General features: G+C 37.7%; 19 protein-coding genes. 1 reads left to right on the top strand and 18 read right to left on the bottom strand.

Going from position 1 to position 19052, the window contains the following annotated elements; translation table 11 throughout:
* Positions 1–28: 28 nt before the first annotated feature.
* The 14 genes from BQ7352_RS12950 to aroD form a co-directional block, all read right to left on the bottom strand.
* Positions 29–955, bottom strand: coding sequence for a sensor histidine kinase (locus BQ7352_RS12950; RefSeq protein WP_072449595.1), 927 nt, complete (start codon positions 953–955; stop codon positions 29–31).
* 6 nt (positions 956–961) lie between these two features.
* Entirely contained in the window at positions 962–1669 is a 708-nt protein-coding gene (locus BQ7352_RS12955) for a response regulator transcription factor (RefSeq protein ID WP_072449596.1), read from the bottom strand.
* A gap of 153 nt (positions 1670–1822) precedes the next feature.
* A complete protein-coding gene (locus BQ7352_RS12960; RefSeq protein WP_072449597.1) occupies positions 1823–2485 on the bottom strand; it encodes a DUF4318 domain-containing protein in 663 nt (220 codons plus the stop codon).
* A complete protein-coding gene (locus BQ7352_RS12965) occupies positions 2482–2934 on the bottom strand; it encodes a LytTR family DNA-binding domain-containing protein (protein WP_072449598.1) in 453 nt (150 codons plus the stop codon). The genes BQ7352_RS12960 and BQ7352_RS12965 overlap by 4 nt, the downstream gene beginning before the upstream one ends.
* Positions 2935–3030: 96 nt before the next feature.
* Positions 3031–3768: a copper homeostasis protein CutC gene (locus tag BQ7352_RS12970; protein ID WP_072449599.1), complete on the bottom strand. Its 738-nt coding sequence runs from the start codon at positions 3766–3768 to the stop codon at positions 3031–3033.
* 328 nt (positions 3769–4096) lie between these two features.
* Entirely contained in the window at positions 4097–5539 is a 1443-nt protein-coding gene (gene nagE, locus BQ7352_RS12975) for an N-acetylglucosamine-specific PTS transporter subunit IIBC (RefSeq protein WP_083429906.1), read from the bottom strand.
* 120 nt (positions 5540–5659) lie between these two features.
* Positions 5660–6148 (bottom strand): PTS sugar transporter subunit IIA, encoded by a 489-nt coding sequence (locus BQ7352_RS12980; protein ID WP_072449600.1) that lies wholly within the window; start codon positions 6146–6148, stop codon positions 5660–5662.
* A gap of 9 nt (positions 6149–6157) precedes the next feature.
* Entirely contained in the window at positions 6158–7198 is a 1041-nt protein-coding gene (locus BQ7352_RS12985) for a hypothetical protein (RefSeq protein WP_072449601.1), read from the bottom strand.
* Positions 7199–7203: 5 nt separating this feature from the next.
* A complete protein-coding gene (gene ptsP / locus BQ7352_RS12990; protein WP_072449602.1) occupies positions 7204–8823 on the bottom strand; it encodes a phosphoenolpyruvate--protein phosphotransferase in 1620 nt (539 codons plus the stop codon).
* Between the two features lie 18 nt (positions 8824–8841).
* Positions 8842–9099 carry an HPr family phosphocarrier protein gene (locus BQ7352_RS12995; RefSeq protein ID WP_072449603.1) on the bottom strand — a complete coding sequence of 86 codons (258 nt, stop codon included), beginning with the start codon at positions 9097–9099 and terminating at the stop codon, positions 8842–8844.
* Positions 9100–9148: 49 nt separating this feature from the next.
* The gene (locus BQ7352_RS13000; protein ID WP_072449604.1) at positions 9149–9967 is read right to left on the bottom strand and encodes a PRD domain-containing protein; all 819 of its coding nucleotides are present in this window, start codon (positions 9965–9967) and stop codon (positions 9149–9151) included.
* A 263-nt stretch (positions 9968–10230) separates the two neighbouring features.
* On the bottom strand, positions 10231–10956 hold the full coding sequence (gene sigE / locus BQ7352_RS13005) for an RNA polymerase sporulation sigma factor SigE (RefSeq protein WP_072449605.1): 726 nt from the start codon (positions 10954–10956) through the stop codon (positions 10231–10233).
* A 19-nt stretch (positions 10957–10975) separates the two neighbouring features.
* Positions 10976–11848, bottom strand: coding sequence for a sigma-E processing peptidase SpoIIGA (locus BQ7352_RS13010; RefSeq protein ID WP_242948586.1), 873 nt, complete (start codon positions 11846–11848; stop codon positions 10976–10978).
* 167 nt (positions 11849–12015) lie between these two features.
* On the bottom strand, positions 12016–12777 hold the full coding sequence (gene aroD, locus BQ7352_RS13015; RefSeq protein ID WP_072449607.1) for a type I 3-dehydroquinate dehydratase: 762 nt from the start codon (positions 12775–12777) through the stop codon (positions 12016–12018).
* Between the two features lie 115 nt (positions 12778–12892).
* Between aroD and BQ7352_RS13020 the strand changes: the two genes are divergently transcribed.
* The gene (locus BQ7352_RS13020; RefSeq protein ID WP_072449608.1) at positions 12893–13762 is read left to right on the top strand and encodes a shikimate dehydrogenase; all 870 of its coding nucleotides are present in this window, start codon (positions 12893–12895) and stop codon (positions 13760–13762) included.
* A gap of 258 nt (positions 13763–14020) precedes the next feature.
* On the opposite strand, the gene BQ7352_RS13025 is transcribed toward BQ7352_RS13020, so the two are convergent.
* The 4 genes from BQ7352_RS13025 to BQ7352_RS13040 form a co-directional block, all read right to left on the bottom strand.
* Positions 14021–15394: an alanine/glycine:cation symporter family protein gene (locus BQ7352_RS13025; protein WP_072449609.1), complete on the bottom strand. Its 1374-nt coding sequence runs from the start codon at positions 15392–15394 to the stop codon at positions 14021–14023.
* Positions 15395–15513: 119 nt separating this feature from the next.
* Complete coding sequence (gene ald / locus BQ7352_RS13030; RefSeq protein WP_072449610.1) at positions 15514–16626, bottom strand: alanine dehydrogenase; 1113 nt, start codon at positions 16624–16626, stop codon at positions 15514–15516.
* A gap of 141 nt (positions 16627–16767) precedes the next feature.
* Positions 16768–17922, bottom strand: coding sequence for a cell division protein FtsZ (ftsZ, locus tag BQ7352_RS13035; RefSeq protein WP_072449867.1), 1155 nt, complete (start codon positions 17920–17922; stop codon positions 16768–16770).
* 199 nt (positions 17923–18121) lie between these two features.
* Entirely contained in the window at positions 18122–19051 is a 930-nt protein-coding gene (locus BQ7352_RS13040; RefSeq protein WP_072449611.1) for a cell division protein FtsQ/DivIB, read from the bottom strand.
* Position 19052: the final 1 nt, after the last annotated feature.

Raw genomic sequence — 19052 nt, forward strand, 5'->3', positions numbered from 1 at the left:
TTGCCAAAACCTTGCCGTAACCTTGTTTTTACCTTGTAATATTTTTTTGAGGAAGTGATATGATAAATTTCGTGCCCTTGTCAAGAATACTCTCTGCTGTAATCATTCCTTTATGTGCGCTTACCAGTTCCTTAGTTATCGCAAGTCCCAAACCATTACCCTTGCCAGAACGGGCATTGTCACATTGATATAATCTTTCAAAAATATGAGGAAGATGCTCTGCTGAAATCCCTTTTCCATTGTCTTCCAGAATAATTTTCATTTCCTGTGAATTTTCTAAAATCTGAAATTTCATTTCGTCCCCTTGGCTATGCATGAGAATGTTCTGCAAAAGATTATTGATGATACGTGTATAGGCATTTATATCCACGAACATCCAATATTCCTGTTCCGGTATAACAATCTCATACTGAAAATCTCTGCTTTCTAAGACAGGTATCCAATCCGCCATAATATTTCGTGATATTTCATTTATATCTAAGACTTCAAAATGAAATATCTGCTCTCCTGCGTCTAATTTTACCCATTCAAATAAATTTTCCACAAAATGCTTCAAATGCTGTGCTTTTTCAAATGCCACATGGACATACTCCTCTTTTTCTTCTCCGGTGACTATTCCCTTTTCTACGGCTTCTAAATAACCTACCAAAGAGGAAAGAGGCGTTTTCACATCATGAGAAAGACCTGTCATCAAGCTTTTATACGCCTGCTCCGACTGTTTCTGATGAATGAGCTGTGCCTGACTGTCCATGGCAATTTCATTAATATCATAGCAAATCTCCTTTATTCTGTCGTTATCCTGAGCCAGAACACGCCTGTTCAAGTTTCCTGCCTTTATATCCTCCAGAACCTCTTTTATAAGAGAAATCTGTTGGTAAATATGGCGCAGCTTAAACAAAAGGTATAGGATAACACCGCCTAAAAAGATAAGACTGAGAAAAAAATAAATACTCATTACGCACTAAGCCTCCTTATTAAAACGGTATCCCACCCCTCGCACTGTCAAAATATAAAAAGGCTGCTCCGGATTTGGCTCGATTTTTTTTCTTAGTTTACTGATAAAAGACATAATATTGCTGTCATCAAAAGCATATTCATCTTCCCAAACCTGTGTATAAATTTGTTTTTTGGTAAAAATACGTCCTTTATTGGAAGCCAAAAACACAAGTAGCTCAAATTCTTTACTTGTAAGCTCCACCAAAGTATCCTGAACCACAACACTGCGGTTAGCTCTGTCAATGGTCATATCTTTTAAGCAAATACAATCGGTTTCTTCTGAAAAAGCCGGATTTAACGTAGTATAACGGCGAATAAGTGAATGTACTCTTGCTGTCAATTCGTTGATACTAAAAGGCTTCGTCAGATAATCATCTGCGCCCAGCCGCAGTCCCAAAACCTTATCCTCCTCATTGCTTTTTGCAGTCAGCATCAATACGGGAATGTTACTGACTTCTCTGATTTTCTTTAACACCTGAAATCCATCCATATAGGGCATCATCACATCTAAAATAATAAGCGAAAAAACGTTGTTATTCTGATTTTCTTTTATAATTTGTAATCCTTCTATACCGCTGTATGCTGTTACAGCAGATAGATTTTCCTGCTCTATACATTTTTTCATTAAAGCACATAATTCTTTGTCATCATCTATAATCAAAACTCGTTTCATACTGTAGCACCCTCTCTTTTCAATCTGAACTTTGTTTCCTTTATTATAATTTGTTTTTGCTTACGGCGCAATTTCTCCCAAAAGAAAAAAAGAGTTTTCATACAAAACAATTTCAAAATACTCTGCTCTGCATGAAAACTCTATCTTAATTTCTTATCTGTCTTTTATCTGAATAAATTTCAGCGCGTACATCGGTCCAAATCTTTGATAAAAAGAGTCCAGCTCTACCATATAATGTTCGTTATCCATATATATTTCTGCCGGTTTCTCTCTTTTAACAAAATCCAGGCTTCTTCCATTCTTAATACAGTATCGCTCAATTTCAATACAAAATGCTTCTGCGCTTCCTGGGCACTCGTCTAAATCCACTAACATCACTCTTTGAGGCTTAAAGGTGTGGTTTAATTCATCCGCACATTTAGAAATATATACATAATCCAAAACCAGAAATCCAACCATCACAGCTGCATCAAGAAGCAAAATTATGCGAATTGGTGTTTGCTTTGCCAGTAACGCTCCCAGTGCCAAAATCAAAATAAAAGCATTATTTATCCAGTAAATACCGGAAATACCTTTCATACAATATTTCAAAAATCCGTCCTTTTGTTCCCGTTCCTTTCTATAATATACAAAGAAAAATAACATGCCTGTCAACATATATCCTATAAGAAACAACCCCAAATAAGGCAGAACAAGCAAAGCAAACTCTTTATCCTTTTGTATTCCCAGATACACCGTTGTTACAATAAACATGACGCATCCCATAATCACACCATGTTTTATGATATCTTGCCCATTCTCCGACAATTTCTTCATAGCAATCCCTCCCTGACTTTATTTCTAAGCTCTTTTACATATTTTCTTGAAATGTAGGTACCATCCCCATTGTCAAATTCTGCCAGCATAATTCCTCCGGAAAATGGCTTATACTCCTTTACTCCATGCAAGTTTAAAATTGCTGATTTGGAAACCCTCATAAAATAATAAGGCAGTATTCTCTCCAGCTCATACAGCCTTTGTTTTACCCTGTAAATTTCTTTTTCCGTATGCACATACTGAACCTCTTTTATAGTTTCAATATAATAAATTGTCTCCAGCTTTACGGGAATTTGTGCCTTTTCTTTCTGACACAGTAAATAGCCGGAATAAAATCCATCTTCTGAAATATATCTTTCCAGTCGCTTAATATTGTCCGTTTCTTCATGTACATATAACTTTGCTTCTTCCTGCTCTGTATCAGAAATCAGCTTCAATGATACCTTCATTTATTCACCTCTTTTCTATGGTTTCATTATATAAGAGCTCTTTAAAAAAATCTATATTTATCAGGTAAGTGGCTTTCTGCTCATGGTAAGTGGCGCTTAAAAAAACTTATCTATGACCTTTCTTGCATTTTCTACGTTTTCTTTGGAAGTCTGCCAGATTTCATACTCGCTAAATCCCGGCAGGCCCATGGAAACCTGAGGATTGCGAAACTCCATTTTACTTTCTTTTTTGATTTTTCCTGACAAATGATAAGAAGTAATCCCTGTCTCTTTATACAACTTTGCAATGGTATCTGCATCTATTCCTGCGCCAGCCAGAATTTCAATTCTGTCTTTGCTTTTGGTCGCTAATTCCTTTAAAAGCGCTCTGCCCTCCCATGCAGAATTTTTCTGTCCACTGGTAAGAATAGTCTTTATTCCCAGCGAAATGGCATCCTCCATAGTTTCCAGAGGATTTTTACACACATCAAAGGCTCTGTGAAGGGCTATATCTGCCTTTCCCGCACAACTTATTAAAGCTTCCATCTGCTCCATATCCAGACTTCCCTGTGGTGTTAAAACACCTGTGACAATTCCCTGTGCTTTCAGTTCTGCAAATTTTTGTACATCTTCCTTCATCATTTCCAGCTCATAGCTGCTGTAACAAAAATCTCCAAAGCGAGGACGCAAAAGCACACGTATTTTTAAATCCGTATACCTTCTAATCATACAAAACAACGTTTCAGAAGGCGTTACCCCTCCTACCGGTAAATCACCACACAACTCAATCCTGTCTGCGCCGCCCTCAAAAGCTGCAATGGCAGACTCCACACTATCTACACAAACCTCTAACATTTTATATTCCTCCTCTCATTTTCCCCTTTTTCTCTTACTCTTTTCATTCTGTAAAATATATACAAAGTTGTTCTATTGGAAAATAATTTGGAACATTTTCGCAGTTTTTTGAGCATAGCGATGTTTTGAAAGCCGTGTTTGAGTGCATTTGCACGAGTTTGGCTGGAAAAATATCACTAAGCGGCGCAGAAAAACAAGAAAATGGACATGTTTTCCAATAGAATAACTAAGTATATATCTTTGCAGAAGCAAGAAAATGGGCTACTGTTTCAAAGCGCCGCTCAAAACAGTAACCCAATATCTTAAAAGGGATTAGAACTTCCTTTGTTTATTTACAAAGTTTTTTAAATTCGTCAGCTACAAACTGAACTTTTGTTCCGATAATAACCTGAACAGCAGTTTTGCTTGGTCTGATAACACCTGCTACACCTGCAGATTTGATTTTCTTTTCATCTACTAATGTGTAGTCTTTGATTTCAAGACGAAGTCTTGTAATACAGTTGTCAATAGATGTAACGTTAGCAGCACCGCCAACACCTTCCAGAACAATTTTTGCAATACCTGTGAAGTCATTGTTTGCAAGCTCTACTTTTGTTTCATCAATATCATCATCTTCTCTACCAGGTGTCTTCATATCGAATTTTACGATTACAAATCTGAATACTACATAGTAGATAGCACCAACAACCAGACCGATTGGAATTAACCACAGTGGGTTCTGTGCAAATGGAGCTTTGTAACTCAAAATCCAGTCTACAAGACCTGCACTGAAGTTAAATCCTGCACGCACAGGAAGGGCTGCTACAACTGCCATAGAAATACCTGTTAATAAAGCATGGATTACATATAATACAGGTGCAAGGAACATGAAGGAGAATTCCAGAGGTTCTGTAACACCATTGAAGAATGAAGCGATTGCTGCAGACATTAAAAGACCTGCTGCAACTTTTTTCTTTGTTGTTTTTGCTGTGTGGTACATAGCCAGAGCTGCTGCCGGAAGACCAAACATCATTACAGGGAAGAAACCGGACATATACATACCTGTTTCACCTAAGATACCGCCTTCAATCTGTCCCCAGAATTTACCAATATCACTGATACCGGCAACATCAAACCAGAATACAGAGTTCAATGCATGGTGCAGACCAAATGGAATTAACAGACGGTTGAAGAAACCGTAAATACCTGCTCCCACTGGACCTAATTTCATAATAAATTCACCAAGTGCGATTAATGCATTATAAACGATTGGCCATACAAAGAACAGTATTAAACTGGAAATCAGAGATGCACCTGCTGTAACAATGGCAACACATCTCTTACCGCTGAAGAATGAAAATGCATCTGGTAATTTTGTGTTTTTAAACTTATTATAGCATGCTGCTGCAATAAGACCACATAAAATACCGATGAACTGTGTCTGTGTTTTAGCAAATGCAGGATCTACTTCCTCTACTGCTACTTTTGTGAGCATAGCTACAACATTTGTAGAAAGCAGAGTTGTTGTCATAATCCAGGAAACAAGACCTGCAAGACCTGCTGTACCGTCATTGTCATCAGACATACCAACAGCAACACCAATCGCAAACAAAATTGGCATCTGGTCAATTAAACATCCGCCGCCCTTTAATAAGAAAGCAGCAATTACATTGTTTGCCCCCCAGCCTGTAGGGTCAATCCAATATCCGATACCCTGTAAAATAGCTGCAACCGGAAGACATGCAACCGGAAGCATCAGGGATTTTCCTAATCTTTGAAGATATCTCATCATAATAAAAATCCTCCTTCTTTTTCCTGTTTTAATCCCTTTTACCATACAATGGAAACCCGCTTAGAACGTGCCGCCATCATTTTATTTTAGACCGGAAAACCGGTGTAAAATACCTTGTTATTATTTCATTTTGATGCTTACCACATCATCTTTTGGCATTACATCTTTGCCAAAAATCCCCTCTACCGCTGCATAATCATCTGTATTACATACCAGCATCGGTGTTATGGTATCATAGCCAGCCTCTTTTACGGCATCTAAATCTACAGTCAAAAGCAGGTCGCCTTTTTTTACTTTATCCCCTGCTTTTACATGGCCTTCAAAGCCTTTTCCTTTTAATTCCACAGTATCAAGCCCAATATGAACTAAAATTTCCACTCCATTATCTGCTGTCATACTTACTGCATGAAGTGTATCGAATACCATTGCAATTTCTCCGTCAGCCGGTGCATAAATTTTACCTTCGGAAGGAATAATTGCTACCCCCTGCCCCAGCATTCCTGTACTGAAGGTGGGATCATTTACTTCCTTTAAATCAACTGCTTTTCCTTTTACAGGCGCTCCAAGATAAAAAGCATTGTCCTGTTTTTTCTTAAAAAAATTAAACATATTCTCCTCCTACTTATATGAAAAATAATCTGCTGTCTTTAAATGATTAAAAGCTTCTTCCTCTGTGAGATAACGTTCTCCTGCAAGGGAACTGGATTTTATACCACTGGCATCTACATAGACTGTCTGTCCATTCATAGAAACTGCGCAAAATACATAACTTTCATCCTGCACCCAGCCTCCCTGCCAGGTTCCTGCTACAATGTGGGATTCCATGCCGGCTCTGTTACAAAGCTCTGTTAAAATTTTTGCATATCCCAAAGCTGTTGCCTTCCCATCCAGAACTGCTGCCGCATGATTGCTGATGTAATATTTGTCCAACATTTCTCCTATATGGGACACTTTTTCTCCTGCCACTTCCATACTGTCTGTGGGAGTCATATTCTCCTTCAGCCAATTAAGGAAATAATCCACAGTACTTTTTTCTCCACTGCCCTCGGGCAATCCTGCCATAATTTCATCCAAAATCTGCTCCGTATTTTGCAGTTTCCTATTAATTTCATCAACCTTGCTTTCGTTATTAACTGCCAGTCCCTCTCTGATTTCATTCAGATTAGAAATCGTTCCGTCCTGTGCAAAAGCTGCCTGAATTTCAATTCCTTCTGCACAAGATAAGAATAAAATCACCTTAGAAATTTCATTTTCTGTAATTCGGTTTAAATTTTTATCCTCATATTGGATATAAACTTCATCTTCTGTCATGGGTATTTCTACAAAACCGTAAAAGGAATTTTTCCCTTCACACTCCAGTGCTGTAACAATTCTCTGGTATTCTTTTCCATTTACCGGTTCGGGAAGAGTCAGTACACCACCTTTTAAATTCTCTATATTTTCTTTTAAAAAGAGGTATACCTCATACTCTTTCTGAGTAAGCTGTTTGGAATAAAACTCACTTTCTACTGCGGTTTCCTTTCTGGGGCTGTCCTCCAGTTTCCCGGACAGGGTATTGGATAATGTAATTTTCCTCTGCCATGCAAAAAATGCCACAAGAAAAATTATCATAACCCCAATAAGCAAAGCTGCTTTTTTATGCTTTTTTATGTAATTCATTTTCTCTATTCCATTTCTCGAACAATCTTTCTAAGCTTTAAAATCATGGATGGTGCTACGGAAAGTTCATCCACTCCCATATTTACAAAAGTTTCTGTGAGTTCTGTATCCGCGCCTAATTCTCCGCAAATCCCTGCCCATTTTCCTGCAGCATGTGCATTGTCTACCACCATTTTTATCATTTTTAAAATTGCCTTGTGGTGAGGATTATAAAATTCCTCAAGCTTTTCATTCTGACGGTCAATTGCAAGAGTATACTGTGTCAGATCATTTGTTCCAATACTGAAGAAATCCACTAATTCAGCCAACTCATCACTAATCATAACTGCTGCCGGTGTTTCAATCATAATTCCTTCTTCTACATCTTTGTATGGAATATCGGAAGCATTAAGCTCTGCCTTTACCTCTTTTACGATTTCTTTAATTCTCATTACTTCTTCTACAGAAGTAATCATTGGATACATAATGGAAAGCGTTCCATATACGGAAGCTCTGAAAAGCGCTCTTAACTGTACCTTAAAAATTTCCGGCTGTGACAGACAGATACGAATTGCACGGTATCCTAATGCCGGATTTTCTTCTTTGTCTAAATTAAGATAATCCGCCTGCTTATCAGCACCAATGTCCAACGTACGGATAATTACTTTCTTGCCTGCCATATTCTGAACTGCCTGCTTATAAGCCTGAAACTGTTCCTCTTCTGTAGGAAGCTCATTTCTTCCAATATAGAGAAACTCACTTCTGAAAAGCCCAATTCCTCCTGCATCATTTTCCAAAACATAGCCCATATCTCCTACACTTCCGATATTGGCATAAATATTGATTTTCTTACCGCTTTTTGTAATATTTTCTTTTCCTTTCAGCTTCAGCAGCAGATTTTTCTTTTCTTCCTCTGATGCAATTTTAGCTTTTGTTTCTTCCTTTGTCTTTTCGTCCGGTTCTAAAATAAATGCCCCATCAAAACCATCTACTACAGCACAAGTACCGGACTGAATTTCGTCTAAATTCATATCCACACCAATCAAAGCAGGAATATTCATCATACGGGCAAGAATAGCTGTATGCGAATTTGTAGAACCATGTACAGTAACAAAGGCAAGAATTTTATCTTTATCCATCTGAACTGTTTCACTTGGTGTCAAATCCTCTGCCACAATAATTACAGGTTCTTCAAATTCTGTATCTATACCGTTTTGTCCTGAAAGATTTCTTACCAAACGTTCTGAAATATCCTTAATATCTGCAGCTCTGGCTCTCATATAATCATCGTCCATGCTGGCAAACATTTCTGAAAAATTATCACCTGTAGAAGCAACTGCATACTCTGCATTTACCTCCTGCGTACGGATAATATTTTCAATGGACTCATTGTAATCATCATCCTCTAACATCATCTGATGTACTTCAAAGATTGCTGCACTGGCTTCTCCTACTTCTTTTAAAGCCTTTTCATAGAGCTTTTGGAGCTGTTCCTGTGATTTTTCCCTTGCAGCTTCTACACGTTTTACCTCTTCATCCGGGTTTTCTATTTTTACTCGTTTTACAACATAATCTTCTTTTTTCAGCACTAAGACTTTCCCCAGTGCCACGCCTTTATATACAGATTTACCATTCAGATGTTTCATATCTATCCCTGCCATTCCTTATAAATTTGCTTCAAAAAACGCTTTCATTCCTTCAAAAGCAACTTCTTCATCGCTTCCCTCTACCTGAATTTCTACTGTCTGTCCGCATTTTACTGCTAAAGACATAAGCATCATCAGTTTTGTAACATCCACTGTCTTTCCTTCTTTTGTAATTGTAATTTTACTTTCGTATTTCTTCGCTTCTTTCGCCAGCATTCCTGCAGGTCTTGCATGAATTCCCAATTCATCTTTTACTGTGTACTCAAAACTTTTCATTTTAAATAACTCCTTTCGCTCAAAATGTTCTTCTATAAAAAGTTTTTTCTTACATAATACGCTGGATATGTATAGCGAGAAATCCTATTTCCTCTTTATCCAGTTTTTTCTCCAGCTTCTTCTCCATATAGTGACAGATTACTTCCGAAATCTGACCGGCCTTAGGATATTTGCTTCGAATAAAATCATTTAATTCTATATTTACTGCTTCTCCTGTCTTTGCCCTGACTACCATATAATATAAATGGCTCATCAAACGAATATAAGCAAAAGAGTCCTGGTGAATTTTATCTCCTAAACATTCCTCAATCATTAAAATACAATCGTCAATAATCTGTGTGGTCTTTAAGGTATCTGATACCTGTTCATCAGAAAGTCCGGAATGAATATGAAGCGCAATAAATCCCGCTTCATCATCGGAAATCCTGTAACCTGTCATTTTTTCAATAATTTCTCTGCTTTTTAAAGCAACGGCATATTCTTTTCCGAACAGAATTTTAATGTCCGGTACAAACGGATTAGACAAAAATATCTTTTCCTGTTCTCTCTTTGCTGCAAAGGCAATATGGTCAGCTAAAGGTAATAAAATATCTCTTTTTATCGTGTCAAAAACTTGCTCTGCTTCTTCAATAATCTTAGCTGCTGCTTCAATGTAAACAGGGTCAATGGTATTCACCACATTCATGGCAGAATTTCTTTCCTCCCGAACCACCGGTGTATACACCGACGCTCCCGGAATTTCTGTAAACTCATCCCCTGCCTTTTTGCCAAATCCAATGCCTTTTCCCAGTAAAATTCTTTCACTGTCGTCTTCCTTTACTTTTGCAAGCAGTGCATTATTGTTCAAAATTCTCAAAATACAATACATTTTTAGGTTCTCCCTTTTCAAAAACACAAAAAAGGCATAAACTACCTGTTTCAAATCACCTTCTGTGAACAAAACAGTTTCGTTTATGCCTGCTTAACCAGTAACACACTACTCCGTTTCATTGTGTATAATGAACATATATAAACTATATACCATGGTGTGCTTATCGTCAAGCTATATTTTTTAACCAATTTTTACTTTGTTTTTTATGAATTTTTTACAATTCTTATACAAATTTAAAATTTCTTACTGGCAAAAAAGCCTTACTCATATCTGACAATCTCTTTTTTTAATCGTTTCATAATTTTCTTTTCCAATCTGGAAATGTAAGATTGAGAAATTCCCAGCAAATCAGCTACTTCTTTTTGTGTTTTCTCTCCTCCATCAGGCATATTAATCCCAAACCTCAGTCTCACAATCGTCTGCTCTCTCTTTGTCAGTTTATCAATAGCCTTTCCTAAAAGCTTTCTTTCTACCTCGTCTTCAATATCTTTATAAATCACGTCTTCATCCGTTCCCAAAATATCCGAAAGCAACAATTCATTCCCGTCCCAATCCACATTTAGCGGCTCATCTATAGAAACCTCTAATTTCGTTTTACTATTTCTTCTCAAATACATTAAAATTTCATTTTCAATACACCGTGAAGCATAAGTTGCCAGTTTAATCTTTTTTATAGGATCAAAGGTGTTAATAGCTTTAATGAGTCCAATGGTACCAATGGAAATCAAGTCCTCAACCCCTACTCCTGTATTATCAAATTTTTTTGCGATATAAACTACCAGTCTTAAATTATGTTCAATCAAACAGGCTTTTGCTTCTTCTTTTCTCTCACCGGACAAGGCATCCAGCATTTCTCCTTCTTCTTGTGTTGTAAGAGGCGCCGGCAAAACTTCTGCTCCTCCAATATAGTGCAATTCATTTCTCTTCGGCAGAAAAACCCCTTTAAATCCTGAAAATTTCACGTTCCCTCCAACACAGATATCCATATTTACAAAACTCCTCCTCTTATTTTTTCCATATTTCCGGACTTATGATTGCCTGAAATCTCCCTTTCTCAGACAACTTTGTGTATGAAATCCCAACAGCAGTATGCAGAATTTTCTTTTCTTCTTCCTGCCCTCTTATCGTAAGCTTATCCACGGTTACAACAGGAAGCAGTCCCCTTTGACATCCTACGCTGGTATAAGGCAGAAATCTGGGATTTAACCTTTGAAAAAAAGCTGCTTCCTCTTCTGTTCTTTTCTCTTCTGCTATTTCCATAATGCAAAAGCTTTCCAGAAATTGCTGTTGTTTCTCCGTCAATAATTGAAAAAAACTGTCTTTTACCATGACGCAAACAGATGTACCTGTTACCCTGTCATAAAGGCAGTTTCCTGTATCATACAGTCCTTTTACTTTTATTTCTTTTCCGTTTAGTGCTATCAGCATCTCACAGTAAAGTTCCCTTTTCCCTTTTAAGTATTTACAGAGTCTTATACCTATGTATAAAATCCAATAACAGAGCGCTGTTATTCCTCCGAATGTAAAAATACCTCTCCTTGCTCTTTGTGAAAACACAAAAAGAAAGCCTCCCAGCAGGAAGTTGCATCCAAGAAATACACACATTTTCAAAATCAAATTTTTCAGTCCTTTGACACTGCACCCAAGACTTACCATAAGTACAGCTGTCACAATATAAAAAATTCCGTTTTGGAGACTGAACAATTCTCTTGAAAATACAAGAATAAAACAGTTTCCCATAGCTCCCGCTGCTGCACCCAAAAGCGCTCTTACAGGATTGGCAGCTCCTGTAAGAAATTGGTTGGTCAGGCACAGCACAAAGAAACCGGGCAGAAGGTTTACTACAAAAAAAACATCCACGTATACTTCGCAGTACACAAAACACCCCCTAAACCTCTGCATGACTCTCTTACTTATCTGGAATAAGTAATCTTATTATAGAGGTTAGGGGGTGCTGATTTTGTCAAAAACACATGGTTATATACAAAATCTTTTCGACAGTATCAACCCTTATTTTTTATTTTATGTTACCTGCTTTATGTTAATCATTTTAATATTTCATGAATATCTGTAAGGACTTTTCTCATTTCATCTGCTTTTATCTGTCCCGGCGCTGATGACTGCCTGCCCGCAGCAAAAGTAATACAAGAACCGGTAAACTCTCCGCAAATTCTGCTTAACATTCCCTTCTGTCCCATAGACATAGTAATAATCGGTTTTCGGCTCTTTTGCTTCCTTTCTATTGTAGCTGCTAAAAGCGCACAAACATCTTCTTCCGTCTGCGGCATTACCGCAATTTTTAAAAAATCAGCGCCCCATTCTTCCATGGTATACAATGCCTCCGAAATTGCCTCCTTTGAAGGAGTTCCTTCAAAGTGATGACTGGATGCAAGTACTGTCACCCCCATATTCTTTAACTCCTCTACTAGTTCTTTGGAATTCATTGGATACCAAAATACCTGTACATCTACAATATCTGTAAGCTTTCTTTTTGAAACTTCTTTTAAAAGCTTTACATAATCTTCAGGCATAATGAATTTTTCTCCGCCTTCTTCTTTTGTACGGAAGGTAAATAAAACAGGATTTTGTTTAAAATTGTCGTTTATTGTTTCCAACATTTCACAGACTTTTTCCAAATTATCACTTTCCTCAAAAAAATCTGCACGCCACTCTATTAAATCCGGTCCATATTCTTTTACAATTTTCATTTCTTCTACAATTTCATCTCTGCTTCTCCCTGTTAAAGGAATACAAATCTTCGGAATTCCTTCTCCGATTTCTACATTTTTTATTTTTATAATACTCATCCTATCACTTCCTCATTTTTTCTTTATTAGGATTTTATCACACTTTTTCACTTGACACCACCACTGTTTCACTTTAAACTTCTAAATAATAATATATTTTTAAGGAGGATTATCCATGCCAGCTATTACAGGAACAACAAAATTAACCGGACTTCTGGGAGAACCGGTAAACCATAGCATTTCTCCTCTTATTCATAATTTCAGTTTTCAGCACCTCAATTTGGATTATGTATATTTATGTTTTCAAATTAATGAGAAAACTTTAGAAGATGCAGTAAAAGGACTGCGTATTCTGGATGTAAAGGGCTTTAATCTCACAATGCCCAATAAAAATAAGATACTCTCTTATTTGGACAGTCTTTCCCCTGCTGCCCGGCTTATTGGTGCAGTTAATACAGTGGAAAATAAAAATGGAAACTTCATTGGACATAACACAGATGGCATTGGATTTATGCAATCTGTAAAAGAACAGAATATTGATATGAAAAACCAGACCATGACACTTCTGGGAATTGGAGGCGCTGCAACGGCAATTTGTGCCCAGGCCGCTCTTGATGGTGTAAATACTATACATATTTTTTCACGTCCGAATAGTTCACATTTACCTCGTATAAAAACCTTACAGGAAAATTTAGAAAAGGAAACCACCTGTAAAATCTTCATTCACAATTTATTTGATAAACAGGACTTAAAATCATCTGTCAAAGACAGCTCCCTTCTGGTAAATGCCACCTCCGTGGGTATGGCTCCTCATACAGAAGACTGCATTATTGAAGATAACTCCATCTTCCATAAACATCTAGCTGTAGCAGATATTATCTACAATCCCTGGGAAACTACCTTGCTGAAAAAAGCAAAAGCAGAAGGATGCAAAGCCTTTAATGGTTACTCCATGCTCTTATATCAGGGAGCTGAAGCCTTCCGTATCTGGACTGGAAAAGAAATTCCAATAGAACTTGTAAAGGAGCATTTAAAACAAGCCTAATTTTCTTACACAAACAAAAAATAAAAACTACAATATTTGTCAACAACGTTTAAATATGTAAAAGGTACAATCTCAATCTTCCATAACAAACGATAGGAACATTTTTGCAGTTTTTCGAGCATAGTGATACTTTGTGAACCTTGTTTGAGTGCCTTAGCACGAGTTTGGTGAGCAAAGTATCCATAAGCGGCGGAGAAAAACCAAAAAATGGACGTGTTTGTTATGGAATGATTGAGCCTGTACCTATTTTTCATTTTTTTACTTTTTCATTTCTTTATTGAAAAATTTCTTTGTTTCCGCAATTACCACCGGACTTAAAGCCAGTAACGCAATCAGGTTTGGAAATGCCATTAATGCATTGGTAATATCAGCCAATATCCACACGGTTTCTAATGTAAGATAAGGTGCTACTGCGATACAGAGAATATAGACAATCTTAAAAATCTTAGAGCAGTGTACGCTTTTTACCAGATAGGAAAGGCACCTTTCACCATAATAGCACCAGCCGATAATGGTGGTAAATGAAAAGAATACCAGTCCAATGGATACAATATACATACCTATATTTCCGGGAAGTCCCTGATTATAGGCTGCATTGGAAAGTAAACTTCCATCTAAAGCTGTGGTATCTAAAAGTCCTGATGAAATCACGACAATCCCTGTCATAGTACAAATAATCAAGGTTGTAAAGAATACACTTGTCATAGACAAAAGTCCCTGACGCACGCAGGAATTTGTCTTTGCCGCTGCAACTACAATCGGAGAACTTCCCAGACCTGCCTCATTCGTATAAACGCCCCGGGCAACGCCTGTCTGTAAAGCAGTCATAACTGAAATAATAATTGTTCCGGAAGCACCTCCAATCATAGCCTTAGGATGAAAAGCTGCGTCAAAAACAGATTGAAATACTCCCGGAATGGCATCTGCGTTAATAATCATAATTGCCACAGATCCCAGCACATAAAAAATAGCCATAATTGGTACAATAAATTCAGCAGCTTTGGATATGGATTTAATACCACCCAGCACCGCTGCTGCTACCGCAATAGTTACTATAATTCCCATCAGCCAGATAGGTATTCCGAAAGCGGAATGTGCGGACTCAGTAATTGCATTTACCTGTGGGAATGTTCCACATCCCATAAGTGCTGTCATTACACCAAAAACAGCAAAAATCTTCGCCAGCCAAATCCATTTTTTACCCATACCATTTTGAATGTAGTACATAGGACCGCCTGCAATTTCTCCATTTTCATCGATAGTTCTGTATTTTACTGCAAGTACCCCTTCTGCATACTTCGTGGTCATTCCCACGAAAGCAGATACCCACATCCAAAAAAGTGCCCCCGGTCCTCCGGTTCTAAGGGCTGTTGCAACGCCTACAATACTTCCGGTTCCTATAGTCGCTGCCAATGTGGTACAAAGAGATGCAAAAGCAGATACATCACCGTCATCTCCTTCTACGCCTTCTTCTTTCTCGAAAATATACCGGATAGCTCTAGGCAATCTTGTAATTTGTAAAAACCCCAAACGTATTGTAAAATATAATCCCGTTCCCACCAATAAAATCAGGGTAATCGGTCCCCATACAACAGACTGGATACCTTTTAAAATGTCTATAAAGCTGTCCATATAAATCCTCCCGTCATTTCCTTATTAAAACGAAAAAAGGAACTGTTACATCTTTTATAAAACTTTTTTATGCAACAGTCCCTTTACTTGTCCTATTTTAACAGAATTTTCTACTTTCTCTAAAATAGCTCTTTAATTTCCGTATATCCCACCTCAAAGCTGTCTGCCACATTTTTACATGTCAGCTTGCCTCCATAGGTGTTAATACCTGAATAAATCACATCATTTTCTTTGCAGGCATTTTCCAGACCTTTATCTGCAATCTGGAGTCCGTATTTTAAAGTTGCATTAGTAAGTGCTATAGTAGAAGTTCTGGGAACAGCTCCCGGCATATTTCCCACGCAGTAATGAACCACACCATCTACTACGAAAGTCGGATTATCATGGTAAGTCACTTTGGTTGTTTCACAGCATCCACCCTGGTCTACTGCCACATCTACAATTACACTTCCCGGTTTCATTTCCTTCAGATAAGCTTTTTTCATAACCTTTGGCGCTGCCTTACCTGGAATTAATACACAACCAATTACCAAATCAGCATCTTTCACTGCATTTTCTATTGCTGCGTCTGTACTGTACATTGTCTGAATTCTGGCTTCAAAAATATCATCCAAATATGCCAATCTTTCCAGGTTAATATCAAAAATTGTAACATCAGCACCCATTCCAACTGCAATTTTGCAGGCATTTGTACCTACATTACCCGCTCCCAAAATTACAACTTTTGCCTTTGGCGTTCCCGGAACTCCGGAAAGAAGCATACCTTTTCCTCCAAATGGCTTTTCCAAATATTTGGCGCCTTCCTGCACACTTAAGCGCCCTGCAATTTGGCTCATAGGTGCCAAAAGAGGAATGGTTCTGTTTCTCTCTATCAATGTTTCATAAGCAACCCCTTTTACCCCAGCTTCAAGCAATGCATCTGTCAAAGGACGATCCGCAGCAAGATGAAGATAAGTATACAAAATTAAATCTTTATGAAAATACTTATACTCTTCTTTTAAAGGTTCTTTTACCTTTATCATCATTTCACAAGCATCCCATACCTCTTTTGCTGTATCTGTCATCACTGCCCCTGCTGCTTCATATTCTGCATCTGTAAAACCGGAACCTTCTCCTGCACCTTTTTCAATGTAGACAACATGTCCTGCATTGGTATAGCTTTTTACATTGTCCGGTGTCATGCCCACACGATACTCATTGTTTTTAATTTCCTTTACGCATCCAACTTTCATAGCGAAAAACCTCCCCTTTGAAATTTTATGTTTCTTATGTTCGTATTCTATTCATAGATTTTTCGGATTATGACAGAACCAAATAACAAAATCGTTACTATTTTTTAAAAGAGCTACCCGGGGGTAGCTCTAAATCAGGTTCTATCTTCTGTTTTTCAGGAAATCCGGAATCTGAATGTCTTTTTTAGGAACATTGCTTGTAAAGGTAGTCTGTGGCTGCTGGAATGTCGGCTGTTTAAAAGTCGGCATCTGATATGTTGGCTGTGCCTGTGCCTGCGGCTGTTCCTGCTGTGTTCTTGCAGTTTTTCCTGTTTTTGCTGCATTTTTATCTCTTGTTACGCTTGCCTTGCGTGTTGTTTCATCATCAAGACCTGTTGCGATAACTGTAATTCTTACATAATCTGCTTCTTTGTCATCATACAGAGCACCAAAGATAATATTTGTGTCTTCGCCTGTCATGTTCTGTACATATGTTGCCGCATCGTTTGCATCCATAAGAGAAATATCACCGGATACGTTAATAATAACGTGAGATGCACCTTCAATAGTTGTTTCAAGCAATGGACTGGATACTGCCTGCTGAACAGCTTCCATAGCTTTGTCATCGCCTTTTCCTTCACCAATACCGATATGTGCAACGCCTTTATCAATCATAACTGTCTGAACGTCTGCAAAGTCAAGGTTAATCAGTGCAGGTAAGTTAATTAAGTCTGTAATACCCTGAACTGCCTGCTGAAGTACTTCATCTGCTTTCTTCAGTGCTTCCGGCATAGTTGTACGGCGGTCTACAATTTCTAAAAGGCGGTCATTTGGAATAATAATCAGTGTATCTACACTCTCTTTTAATTTTTCAATACCTGCCAGAGCATTGCTCATACGTGTTTTTGCTTCAAAACGGAAAGGTTTTGTAACAACACCAACTGTCAAAATTCCCATTTCCTTTGCAACACCTGCAACAACCGGAGCAGCACCTGTTCCTGTTCCGCCGCCCATACCACAAGTTACAAATACCATATCTGCACCCTGAATTGCCTGACGGATTTCTTCAATACTTTCTTCTGCTGCTTTTTCACCGATTTCCGGTTTTGCTCCTGCACCAAGTCCTTTTGTAAGTTTTTCTCCAATCTGGATGACTGTAGGTGCTTTACATAAAGTTAAAGCCTGTTTATCTGTATTTACTCCGATGAATTCAACTCCACCGATTGCTTCCTCTACCATTCTGTTTACTGCATTATTTCCAGCTCCGCCTACACCCACAACAATAATTTTTGCAGATGATTCAGCCTCGTTTGTCATGATTTCTAACACTGTATTTCCTCCTTTAGCTCACTTGTATGGATTGAAATGTATATTACATTTGTTCACTTCTTCAATATCCGGAAATCCGGTATGTATCAACAATACATATAGATATATAATAAATGCTTTTTTAAAATTTATCAACTGGTAAATTCATATTTCCCTAATTTTTTCTGTATTTTTTAGAATTTTTTTCTTATTCTCTTTTCCCGGAGCGAGTATCCGCTGCATCTGCGCCATCACTATATTCCAGTTGATTTTCATCTGTGTTTTCATCTGTATTTTCTTTTACATCTGCTTCCGGGTCTTCTTGTGTGTCTTCTGTTGTGTCTTCCGTTGTCTCTTCCGGATTGGTTTCTTCTGGATCGGTTTCTTCTCCATCTTCTTCTGAAGTATCTGTTTCACTTTTTTGGGTATCATCAAACACCACTGCCTGGGTATCCTCTGTAATATTTTCTAAATGGAGAATTCCTTCCATTCCTTCCAGCTGGGGAAGAATTCCTACCAGGCGGTTCATCTTTTCGTCCATATTTTCATCGCTGCCCAGACGAACTTCAATCTCCCCATAATACAAAACCAACTGTTTCATTTCATTAAAAACCAGCTTGTCCGGCTTTTGCTCTGTTTTTTCCAACATTTTTCCCACACTTAAAATAGTGTTCAGCTTTTTCGTATTCACTCCCTTTAATTTTTCTCCCTGTTTGACGTTCTTTACATCAAGTCCCTCAATATATGGCACATCCTTAATGGGTTCTTCTGTCAAAATCTGGACAACTCCCTGTCTGTCAAAATTCGCATATTTTCCTTCATAATCAAAATAGCCAATCAGTTTTTTCTCTTTTACCTGAACAACCAACGTATTCATATTTTCTCTTTTTAATGTGACTTTTTCAATTAACTGGGCATCTTTTGTTTTTTCTTCTGTTTTAATCATCATTGCCAATATAGTATTCTTAGCAATCGGTGCATCTAAAACCATCTTTTTGATTTCTTTATCTGTATAGAATTCATTTCCCTTTACTTCTACTTTTGTCACACGAAATCCCACAAAAAAAACAAGTGCAAAAATCAATATTGCGCATACAATTCCTTCTATGAGAATTCTGTATAATTTTCTCCTGCTCATA

The organism is Blautia sp. Marseille-P3201T (assembly GCF_900120295.1).
In the GTDB taxonomy this organism is placed as follows: domain Bacteria; phylum Bacillota; class Clostridia; order Lachnospirales; family Lachnospiraceae; genus Blautia.

Coding starts and splice junctions, on each gene's coding strand:
- sigE (WP_072449605.1), bottom strand. CDS start 10,956: ATGGATATCTGTGTTGGAGGGAACGTGAAATTTTCAGGATTTAAAGGG.
- BQ7352_RS12960 (WP_072449597.1), bottom strand. CDS start 2,485: ATGAAGAAATTGTCGGAGAATGGGCAAGATATCATAAAACATGGTGTG.
- aroD (WP_072449607.1), bottom strand. CDS start 12,777: ATGAGTATTATAAAAATAAAAAATGTAGAAATCGGAGAAGGAATTCCG.
- BQ7352_RS12955 (WP_072449596.1), bottom strand. CDS start 1,669: ATGAAACGAGTTTTGATTATAGATGATGACAAAGAATTATGTGCTTTA.
- ptsP (WP_072449602.1), bottom strand. CDS start 8,823: ATGAAACATCTGAATGGTAAATCTGTATATAAAGGCGTGGCACTGGGG.
- BQ7352_RS12950 (WP_072449595.1), bottom strand. CDS start 955: ATGAGTATTTATTTTTTTCTCAGTCTTATCTTTTTAGGCGGTGTTATC.
- BQ7352_RS12995 (WP_072449603.1), bottom strand. CDS start 9,099: ATGAAAAGTTTTGAGTACACAGTAAAAGATGAATTGGGAATTCATGCA.
- BQ7352_RS12985 (WP_072449601.1), bottom strand. CDS start 7,198: ATGAATTACATAAAAAAGCATAAAAAAGCAGCTTTGCTTATTGGGGTT.
- ftsZ (WP_072449867.1), bottom strand. CDS start 17,922: ATGACAAACGAGGCTGAATCATCTGCAAAAATTATTGTTGTGGGTGTA.
- BQ7352_RS12980 (WP_072449600.1), bottom strand. CDS start 6,148: ATGTTTAATTTTTTTAAGAAAAAACAGGACAATGCTTTTTATCTTGGA.
- BQ7352_RS12970 (WP_072449599.1), bottom strand. CDS start 3,768: ATGTTAGAGGTTTGTGTAGATAGTGTGGAGTCTGCCATTGCAGCTTTT.
- nagE (WP_083429906.1), bottom strand. CDS start 5,539: ATGATGAGATATCTTCAAAGATTAGGAAAATCCCTGATGCTTCCGGTT.
- BQ7352_RS13020 (WP_072449608.1), top strand. CDS start 12,893: ATGCCAGCTATTACAGGAACAACAAAATTAACCGGACTTCTGGGAGAA.
- BQ7352_RS13000 (WP_072449604.1), bottom strand. CDS start 9,967: ATGTATTGTATTTTGAGAATTTTGAACAATAATGCACTGCTTGCAAAA.
- BQ7352_RS12965 (WP_072449598.1), bottom strand. CDS start 2,934: ATGAAGGTATCATTGAAGCTGATTTCTGATACAGAGCAGGAAGAAGCA.
- BQ7352_RS13040 (WP_072449611.1), bottom strand. CDS start 19,051: ATGAGCAGGAGAAAATTATACAGAATTCTCATAGAAGGAATTGTATGC.
- ald (WP_072449610.1), bottom strand. CDS start 16,626: ATGAAAGTTGGATGCGTAAAGGAAATTAAAAACAATGAGTATCGTGTG.
- BQ7352_RS13025 (WP_072449609.1), bottom strand. CDS start 15,394: ATGGACAGCTTTATAGACATTTTAAAAGGTATCCAGTCTGTTGTATGG.